3 protein-coding genes are annotated in these 2,140 nt (G+C 68.7%); 2 read left to right on the top strand and 1 reads right to left on the bottom strand.

The genetic code is table 11. The annotated features are described in order from the left end of the window. Positions 1-454, top strand: a 454-nt coding sequence (locus tag HMPREF3115_RS32400) for a methyl-accepting chemotaxis protein (RefSeq protein ID WP_256276182.1), incomplete at its 5' end; no start/stop codon positions are given. A gap of 115 nt (positions 455-569) precedes the next feature. Here the strand turns inward: HMPREF3115_RS32400 and HMPREF3115_RS12750 are convergent. Next, the gene (locus tag HMPREF3115_RS12750) at positions 570-1,265 is read right to left on the bottom strand and encodes a LuxR C-terminal-related transcriptional regulator (protein ID WP_006403050.1); all 696 of its coding nucleotides are present in this window, start codon (positions 1,263-1,265) and stop codon (positions 570-572) included. A gap of 367 nt (positions 1,266-1,632) precedes the next feature. Here HMPREF3115_RS12750 and HMPREF3115_RS12745 point away from each other — a divergent pair, with 367 nt between their 5' ends. Next, positions 1,633-2,121 carry a hypothetical protein gene (locus HMPREF3115_RS12745; RefSeq protein WP_006403048.1) on the top strand — a complete coding sequence of 163 codons (489 nt, stop codon included), beginning with the start codon at positions 1,633-1,635 and terminating at the stop codon, positions 2,119-2,121. Positions 2,122-2,140: the final 19 nt, after the last annotated feature.

Here is a 2,140-nt window from a genome sequence, read left to right as displayed (position 1 = left end):
CGGCATCGCGTTCCAGACCAACATCCTCGCACTGAACGCGGCGGTCGAAGCCGCGCGTGCCGGCGAACAGGGACGCGGGTTCGCGGTGGTCGCAGCCGAAGTGCGCTCGCTCGCGCAGCGCTCGGCGACGGCCGCGAAGGAAATCAAGTCGCTGATCGTGTCGTCGAACGAGACGGTCGAGCAAGGCGCGACGCTCGTCACGCACGCGGGCGAGACGATGGCCGAGATCGTGCAGTCGGTGCGCCGCGTGAACGAGATTCTCGACGAGATCAGCCACGCGTCACGCGAACAGAGCGCGGGCATCGAGCAGGTCAATCGCGCGGTCGGCGAAATGGACCAGGTCACGCAACAGAACGCGGCGCTCGTCGAACAGGCGGCGGCCGCCGCGCACTCGCTGCGCGATCAGGCCGAAGCGCTGCGCGACGCCGTCACGCGTTTTGCGCTGCCGGCCTGATCGGGGAGCAGCGCCGCGGGCGCGCGATCGTCACGGCGAGCTCGACGACCGCGTGCCGGCCGATGCCGCGCGTCGCGCATCGTGCGAACCGCCGCGTACGCGCCCGCACCCGGCATCAATCGTCGGCGCGCGCCGCGCCGCGCACGCGCGGCACGGTGGCGTCGAACGTCGTGCCGCCGAGCCCGAGCCCAGCCGCATAGCGGATCAGCTCGACGTCGTTATGCGCGCCGAGCTTCTTCATCGCGCTGATCTTCTGCGCGCTGACCGTCTGCTTGCCCTTGTTCAGCCGCTGCGCGATCGCCTTGATCGGAATGCCGCTCAGATAGAGCCGGATCACCTCGACCTCGCGCGACGACAGCTTCGCCGGCGCGGGCTCGCTGCCGCTCGCGTCGAGCGCGCGCCGCACGAGCGGCGACAGATAGCGCCCGCCGCTGTAGGCGGAATGGACCGCGGTGACGATGTGCCCGACGTCGTCGCCCTTGCTGACGACGCTCGTCGCGCCGTGCGCGAGAATCGAACGCAGGATCACCGGACTCTCGTTGCGCACGAGCGCGACGATCCCGACCTCGGGCCGCACGCGCGTCAGCCGTTCGAGCAGCGCGAGCCCTTCGATGCGCCCGTCGCCGCGCAGCGAATAGTCGACGAGCAGCACATGACAGTCCACGGTGTCGAACGCCGCGACGAGTTCGGCCGCCGTCGGATAGGCGGCGACCAGGTCGATCGCGCAGCCGGCGGCCACTACATGCTCCATCCCGACGAGCGCCAGTGGCCAGTCGTATGCGAAAACGGTGCGAACGCTGAATTTCCTCATGCCCTTTCCATCTGGTTCGCCGGCCGGACGGATCGACCGCGCGGCCGGCCGGATTGCCGGTGAATGTCGGTTCAGGCGATATTTAGCCTGAAGACATTCTATGAAGCGGTATCCGCATCCGGAATCGGACAGTCACTCGAACGGCGCGCCGAAACGTAATACGAGTTTGAAATCCGCGACGAAACGCTCGGACTGCGATCGCGCGCATTGGCCGGACGGCCGACGTCGCGCGCTTCGCCGGGCGAGCCGGCGGATCGGCGGGTAAAATTGCGGCCTTTGCATACGCTCTGCGATTCCGGGCAGCGGCGGCACGCGACGGCGCATGCGCCGCTCGCCCGCCGCACCGCCCGTTCATGCCGCCCGACCCATGACCGATTCCGATCTCCCCACCGACGACACCCGCATCCACGAAGACGGCCTCTGGCGCGACAACGGCTGGACGGCCCGCATCATCAAGAACGAAGACGACGACGGCTGGGCCGTCGAAATGATCAAGGACGGCGAGGCCGAGCCTGCGCTCGTCGGCCCGTGGACGATGGGCCGCGACAAGAAGAATCCGAAGCCGATGGACGCGGCCGCGTTCCGCACGCTCGTGAAGACGGCGACCGAAGTGCTGATGCGGCACGAACAGCAGCGGCGCGCGATGCTGCACAAGCAGGTGACGGTCTGGGCCGGCGACAGCGAGGTGTCGGTCACGCTCGACATCGTGCCGGACGAGCTCGAGCCGTATGCGGAACTGAAGGCGTTCGATCCGTACGGCGAACTGCTCGCCGACGCGAAGGTGTCGGCCGCGTTCCAGCTGAACAAGGCAAGCGCGACGCGCTGGGTCGAATCGGGATACGCGCGGCCGGCGTGACGCGCGGCACGGCGGCCGC

This window comes from Burkholderia sp. HMSC10F09 (assembly GCF_001806955.1).
Taxonomy (GTDB): Bacteria; Pseudomonadota; Gammaproteobacteria; order Burkholderiales; family Burkholderiaceae; genus Burkholderia; species Burkholderia multivorans.
This window is presented reverse-complemented; position numbering and strand designations above follow the sequence as displayed.

Bases quoted from the DNA above. Each gene is read 5' to 3' on its own strand.
- HMPREF3115_RS12745 (WP_006403048.1), top strand. From the start codon at position 1,633: ATGACCGATTCCGATCTCCCCACCGACGACACCCGCATCCACGAAGAC.
- HMPREF3115_RS12750 (WP_006403050.1), bottom strand. From the start codon at position 1,265: ATGAGGAAATTCAGCGTTCGCACCGTTTTCGCATACGACTGGCCACTG.